2 protein-coding genes and 2 rRNA genes are annotated in these 7,773 nt (G+C 40.3%); 2 read left to right on the forward strand and 2 right to left on the reverse strand.

Features of this window, described 5'->3' with window-relative positions; all coding sequences use genetic code 11:
• The first annotated feature begins 256 nt into the window (after window positions 1-256).
• Together HY987_RS08500 and HY987_RS08505 are read left to right on the forward strand one after the other, a co-directional pair.
• Window positions 257-3,475: an Ig-like domain repeat protein gene (locus HY987_RS08500; protein ID WP_292757543.1), complete on the forward strand. Its 3,219-nt coding sequence runs from the start codon at window positions 257-259 to the stop codon at window positions 3,473-3,475.
• Between the two features lie 314 nt (window positions 3,476-3,789).
• Window positions 3,790-6,303: an Ig-like domain repeat protein gene (locus HY987_RS08505; RefSeq protein ID WP_292757545.1), complete on the forward strand. Its 2,514-nt coding sequence runs from the start codon at window positions 3,790-3,792 to the stop codon at window positions 6,301-6,303.
• Window positions 6,304-6,767: 464 nt separating this feature from the next.
• Here HY987_RS08505 and rrf (HY987_RS08510) read toward each other — a convergent pair.
• Together rrf (HY987_RS08510) and rrf (HY987_RS08515) are read right to left on the reverse strand one after the other, a co-directional pair.
• Window positions 6,768-6,889, reverse strand: a 5S ribosomal RNA gene (rrf, locus tag HY987_RS08510).
• Window positions 6,890-7,646: 757 nt separating this feature from the next.
• Window positions 7,647-7,768, reverse strand: a 5S ribosomal RNA gene (gene rrf / locus HY987_RS08515).
• Between the last annotated feature and the right edge of the window lie 5 nt (window positions 7,769-7,773).

The following is a 7,773-nucleotide window of genomic DNA, read 5'->3' on the forward strand; positions in this document are numbered from 1 at the left end:
TAATTGCAAAGTTTAGTTTTATTTAAACCAAAAAGAACTCTCTTTTTCTTTGGGAAACTCCCTTTAGTTTCTGTGGTTAAATATCCACATTGATTCTTAACAATTCCCCGTACTTTATGAAAATTGAATAAACCTTTCTATTATTTTATGAAGTGAATACTTTATATCAATAGATATGCCATAATATTAGCGTAATCTGTTTATCAAACAAAAAGGAGGTGAAACGATAAGAAAGCAAGCGATTACATACAAATATTTGATTCCTTTACTGCTTATTACCTTAACTGTACTGTTTTGTGCTAGTACTGCTTTTGCTGCAGATGAAGCTATTTTTGTGAATGGTTCATCTGGACTCGACACTAATGATGGTTATTCATGGAGTACACCAAAATTAACCATTCAAAACGCAACCGGAACCGTAAGCTCCAACGGAATAGTGAACATCGCCGATGGGGTTTACTCTGGAACCGGAAACACCAATATCACAATTAACCAGAACATGACCATACAGGGCCTGAGCCAGAACGGGACCATAATCAATGGAACAGACACTAACTGGGTATTCACTATCACATCTGGTGTGAATGTCACCCTCCGTAATCTGACTTTTACCAACGGAATCAGATATGATGGTGGTGCTATCCTAAACCATGGAATATTGTCCATTTCAGATTGTACGCTCACCGAAAACACTGCAACTCATTGGGGTGGTGCTATCTACAGCGACTCGTATGGAAGTATAATGTCTTTGACAGACTGCACATTCACTAAAAACACTGCATTATACGGTGGTGGTGCTATTGCATATCGAAATATTTGCAATATAACTAATTGTACATTCATGTATAACTCTGTAACTGGTGCGAATTCCTGGTGCGGTGGTGCTATCGGTGCATATCAAGGTAGTAATTCTATTGTGACGGGCTGTACCTTCGTTGGAAACTCTGTAGATCGAATTCCTTCTAGTTTTGGTGGTGGTGCCATCTACATTTTTGATGCCACTTTAACAGCTAATTTTAACAGGTTCTACAATAATTCCGCCAATTTAGGTAATGCTTTTGCATTTAATACGAATTCGAACGTTTTAATAAATGCAGAGAATAACTGGTGGGGTTCTAATGTTGATCCAACAACGATTCCTAACCTCATATATGGTCATGTGGATGCTAATCCATGGCTTTTCATGACCATCAATGCCACTCCAGAGACCATCAACAACACCCAGACCAGTTTAATCACGGTGAGTTTAAACAACTACAGTTCTGATGGTAGTTCTTCCAGTCCATTAGACCCTAATCTTGGCCATATACCAGATGGTGTTCCAGTTACGTTCAGTTTAATTGACGGACCACTGGGAACTCTGGGATCACAAACCGGATTTATTAATGGTACTGCCAGTATTATATTCACTGCAAATGCCATTGGAGTTCAACACGTAAATGCAACAATCGATAACGAAAACAGAAGCGCAACCATCACCATCAATCCCAGTGGACATGTGAACATCACTAAAACAGCTGATGACTATACACCGAATTACTGGGATGGGGTTACATTTACCATCACCGCAGGTAATGAAGGACCTGACGATGTGGAAGGTCTTGAAATCACCGATATCTTACCGAATGGTTTGACACTGATTTCTGCAGATACCCATGGTTTCGGAAGCTATAATTCAGGCATATGGAACATTGGAACACTGACCAATGGCACAACAGCAATCTTAACCCTATTTGTGAATGCCACCAGTACCGGAACTTTCACCAACTGGGCAAATGTAACTGAACAAACCACCTATGACCTGAAACCATGGTCCCAGGACAACGCTATCATAACTGTTCCCTCAGCTGCTGACATCGCTGTTGAAAAAGCATTCTACGACTATGACGGAGATTATGAGATTACCAGTGCCAATTACTGGGATATTATCTCCACACGGATACTTGTAACCAACAATGGACCTGACACCGCCACTAACGTGGTTATATCAGATATTATGGGTTCAGGCCTTAGCTTCGTGGATGAATGGTGGGTTAAATGGAATATTAATGACTTGTATTGGAACTTGAATGATGCTTCCTTTGATCCAGCAACAATGACTTGGACCATTCCATCACTACTTGCGGGTCAGACCGCTGCATTGGATATAATGACCAACCTCACCAGTACCAGCACACTGCACAACTACGCGGAATTAGTGTCAAGTGAGACCTACGATTGGAACCACACCAACAACAACGACACTGCATACTTAACAGTTCCTGAAGCAAGTTATTTATCAATTTACAAAGAATTCAGGGACCTTCCATGGGGAAATGTCATTACCACGGCTTACTACAACGACGTGATTTACGCCATAGTTCAGGTAAAAAACCAGGGCCCAGACACCACCTCTGTTAGTATTTTAGACACCATGACCTGTATTGTTTGGACTGGTAACTATTATGTTCTCTCCAATGTGGGATCTATTCTCCCTACACCTAGTTCATGGGTTTTAAATGACCCTGTAAACACTTTCAACGGAACCAACTGGAACATACCCTTCCTGAACATATTCATTGGTAGTGAAAAATGGTTAGCCATTGAAGGAATCATCAACCAAACCGGAATAAATGCTGCGTCAAACCATGCAGAAACCGTAGATCAAAACACGTACCCCTATAAAGGTAATGATAACTACACAGCAAACCTAACAACACTGGCAGCTCCCACCTCCATAACTGTGGGGGATGTTCGTGGAAATAAAGGTGATACAGTAACCTTGAGCGCAACTTTAACTGATCATAACAGTGATCCGGTTGTTGGTGCTATTGTGGAGTTCTGGGTTGACGGTGTGATGGTTGGTGAAAGCAACACTGGATCCGATGGAACCGCAATATTCAACTACCCGATCACCGAGACACCAGGAAATCATACATTACAAGCAGTGTTCAATGGAAACGCCTTTTATCAGGGAAGTAACACCACTGGAAACTTTTACGTGCCTAGTGCTAATTTGTACATTGTGATTACCAGTGACAAAAACAATCCCACTGTGGGTGAAACATTCACCCTCAGATACAAGCTGGGAAACAACGGACCAGACACAGCAGACAACGTAACCATAACCATACCCCTACCTGAAGGATTTGTGATATCCAAAATTGAGGGTGATGGAAACTGGACCGTGACTGGAAACACCATAACCTGGACCATGACCAACGTTACAGTAGGCGACCCCAACCTGTACATTTCAGGATGGACCACCGGACCAGGAAATTACCTATTCAGTGCATCAATAACCTCAGACACCTTCAACATAAACAGTATGGGAGTTAGTCCCCTCAATCTAAACGCACAACCAACAGTAAACGCAGCAACCACAATATCTGGAAACACTGTAGGAATGCAAAGCACAGGAACACCAATAGTACCCTTGGCCTTAGCAGCCCTCAGTATACTCGGAGGATTAATGGCAACCCGGAAAAAACAATAAAAAGGATTTGATGAATCCTTTTTTCCACCTTTTTTTATTTTTAGATAAAGGATTTTTTCTATTCATGTAACATGAAATGCAAAGTTTTAGTTTATTTAAACTAAAAAAGAAACTCTTTTTAGGGAAATATTTTACATTGATTCGTAACAATTCCCATTAATTATGAAATATCCATATATATCTTTTTATTTTCAATAAATGTGCCTACTTTATAACATACTAACATGTAAATATCTTTCAATGGATTATGATTTGATATTATAAGGCATAAAGGAGGTGAAACGATAAGAAAGCAAGCGATTACATACAGAAATTTGATTCCTTTACTGCTCATAACCTTAACCGTGATATTTTGTGCTAGTACTGTTTCTGCTGCAGATGAAGCTATTTTTGTGAATGGTTCATCCGGACTCGATACTAATGATGGTTATTCATGGAGCTCGCCGAAATTAACCATTCAAAACGCAACAGGAACCGTAAGCCCCAATGGAAATGTGAACATTGCCGATGGGGTTTACGCAGGATACGGCAACACCAATATTACCATTAACCGGAACATGACCATACAGGGCCAAAGCCAGACTGGAACCATAATAAACGGGACCGGCACCAACTGGATATTCAATATCCAACCAGGAATAAGCGTGACCCTAGAAAACTTAACACTAACCAACGGATACACCACAGATGTTGGTGGTGCTATATCCAATCTGGGTAATCTAACCGTAAACAACTGTACCTTCACACAAAACCAAGCATTCAGGGGTGGTGCCATCTATAATCAGGACAATCTTACAGTAAATAACTGTACATTCTCCAACAACCGAGCAAGTGTAGATGGTGGAGCTATCTGGAACTATGTTTATGCTGGTTCAGTGATTTGCATCATAAACCAGTCCACCTTCACAAACAACACCGCAAATTACGGTGGAGCTATCATGAACTATGATATTATGGGTTCTTTGACCTGTATCATAAACCAGTCCACATTCACCGGCAATCACGCATACTATAATGGTGGAGCTATCCGGAACTATAATTTTCCTAGGGGTTCTTTGACTTACACCATAACCCAATCCACCTTCACGGACAACCACGCAGACATTAACGGAGGAGCTATCCATAACTACAATGATGGTTCTTTGACGTGTAATATCAATTTCAGCCGATTCTACAATAACACAGCAACCAGTAGGGGTAATGCCATTTACAATAGCGGTGGTTCCGTTAATGCAGAAAATAACTGGTGGGGTTATAATAATGATCCATCCAGCCAGATATTTGGACAAGTGGATTACTCACCATGGCTTTTTATGACCATCAATGCCTCTCCAGAGACTATCAACAACACCCAGACCAGTTTAATCACAGTGAGTTTCAACAACTACAGTTCTGATGGTAGTTCCTCCAGTCCATTAGACCCTAATCTTGGTCATATTCCAGATGGTGTTCCAGTTACGTTCAGTTTAATTGGAAATATTCTTGGTAGTTTGGTGGAACCATTGACTGTGGAAACATCTAATGGAACTGCAACTATATTGTTCACGGCAAGTAGTGCAGGCATTCAACAGATCAACGCCAGTACCGATAACCAGAACGTTTCAATGCATGTGACCATTATCCCTGCGTCTTTTGTGGATATTAACAAGGAGTTCAGGGATCTTCCCTGGGGTAGTGTTATAACTACTGCCTACTACAATGACAAGATCTACGCCATTGTAAAGGTGCATAACACAGGCCCAGATAGTACATCTTCAGTAAGTGTCTTGGATCTTTTGGATGACCTAACCTGGACCGGGAACTATTATGTTTACCGTACTGTGGGATCATATCCAAATACAGAATCCGCGTGGGTTTTCAATGACCCTGAATACACATTCAACGGTACAGACTGGAATGCAGGCGCCCTATCAACTATGATCGGTAGTTCAAGATGGCTGGCCATTGAAGTTGTCGTGAACCAGACCGGAACAGTTTCCAACTATGCAGAAACAGTAAATCAGAGCTCTTATCCATATAAGGGGTATGATAATTACACTGCATATTTAACATCTAACATCACACCATCAAACATCACTGTGGATGATGTCAGGGGAAATAAAGGTGACACAGTCACTTTAAAAGCTGTTTTAACCGATTATCTGGGAAATACCCTGGTTGGTGAGACTGTTGAATTCTGGATTGACGGTGCTAAAGTTGGAGAGAACACCACAGACAGCACAGGAACAGCATTATTCAATTACATTATCAGCCAATCACCTGGAAACCACACTTTAACTGCAGTTTTCAATGAATCAACATTTTATCAGGGAACTAATGCAACTGGCAAGTTATATGTGCCTAAAGCAGACCTTTACATCCAGATAACCAGTGACAAAAACAACCCCACTGTGGGTGAAACATTCACCCTCAGATACAAACTGGGAAACAACGGACCAGACACAGCAGACAACGTAACCATAACCATACCCCTACCTGAAGGATTTGTAATATCCAAAATTGAGGGTGATGGAAACTGGACTGTAAATGGAAATACCATAACCTGGACCATGACCAACGTTACAGTAGGCGACCCCAACCTGTACATCTCAGGATGGACAACCATACCAGGAAATTACCTATTCAGTGCATCAATAACCTCAGACACCTTCAACATAAACAGTATGGGAATTAGCCCCCTCACTCTAAACACACAACCAACAGTAAACGCAGCAACCACAACCAGCAGCACTGTGGGAATGCAAACCACAGGAGCACCAATCGTACCATTGGCCTTAGCAGTCCTCAGTGTGCTCGGCGGATTAGTAGCAACCCGGAAAAAACAATAAAAGGATTTAGTTGAATCCTTTTTCCACCTTTTTAATTTTTTTTTACTGTATCTAATAAAGTAATTCACTCATGTACATCAATAGAGAGAAACAGTTATTATCCCGGATTATAACGGTTTTTTCAGATTTATAGAATAATTTTCCGTATTATAAAATAAAATCTAAGTCTCTTTTTTTGATAATCTCTTTTTTGATAAAATGAAGATAGGACTATCATGATATAACTTGAAATATCAAAAAATAGGAGTAATAAGTCTAAAAAATGAGTATAAAATAATTTTAGGGGTATAATATGAAAATAGGACTTTTAGGTTTATAAAATGAAGAGAGGGGGGGGCTTTTAAATTATAAAATGAAAGAAGAATTTTATTTTAGATTGGATATGGAATTATGTTAAAAAGTGATTAAGATAAAGGAAATTAAGATAAAAAGCGAGATTGATTTAATTTTTATGTGATAATAATGGCCGGCGACGGTATGAGCTTCCCATAGGCTCTCGCCCACAGTACAACATCAAAACGTGGGAGGACTTTACTTCTGGGATCGAAACGAGACCAGGTGTGGCCCCTCCGCTGTGGTCGCCGTGCCAAATAAATCAACCTATGAAGTTGGTTTAGCATAAATGGCCCTACTGGACCTGACCTTAAGGTCGGTTTTGGCGCCGATTGGCACTTGATTGATGAATTAAAGTGTATGATTTTGATAGGTATTGTATTGAATTGATTTAGGTTACTTCATGACTTTTTTCAACCTGGAAGTAACAGTAAATCAGGGAACTGTTGTCTATGTAATTTGAGTTATTCCATGTATTTTCTTAGATTTTTTACTGAAATTCAATTGTTAATGTGGTGAATGTGAATTATTATTGAATATCCTTAGTTTTTCTAAGGATTTGTGAATCCCCCGAATAGAATGAAATCTATTAAGAGGGGGGTGTCCCCTCCACATTAGTAGAGGGGACAAATGGGGTTAAACATAAAGGGGGGGTAAATCCCTTCTCCACAAAAAAATGGAGAAGGGACAAATAAAGGGGTAAACACGAATCCAAATAAAAAAACCCTCACACAATAAGAGGGGGGGTTCCCCTCCACACAAATGGTGAAGGGGAGGGGGGTGATCCCTCCACAAAAGGGAGGGGTCAAATTAAAAGGGGGGGGTTATCCCCTCAAAACGAGGGGATAGAATGGGGTAAACATAAAATCACATACATAGAACAATCTAAAAGATTCAATAATTCAAAATCCAAAAAAAATGGAAATCCAATTATTCAAATTCTAAATACGCAAAAGACACTACATAAACTTACGCTATGTCTAAATGAATGCTTAAAGATAAACATAAATGGCCGGCAGCGCTATGAGCTTCCCATAGACTCTCATCCACAGTACAACAACAAAACGCAGGAGGACTTCACTTCTGGGATCGAAACGAGACCAGGTATGGCCCCTCCGCTATGGCCGCCGAACCAAT

This window comes from Methanobacterium sp., assembly GCF_016217785.1.
Classification (GTDB): domain Archaea; phylum Methanobacteriota; class Methanobacteria; order Methanobacteriales; family Methanobacteriaceae; genus Methanobacterium.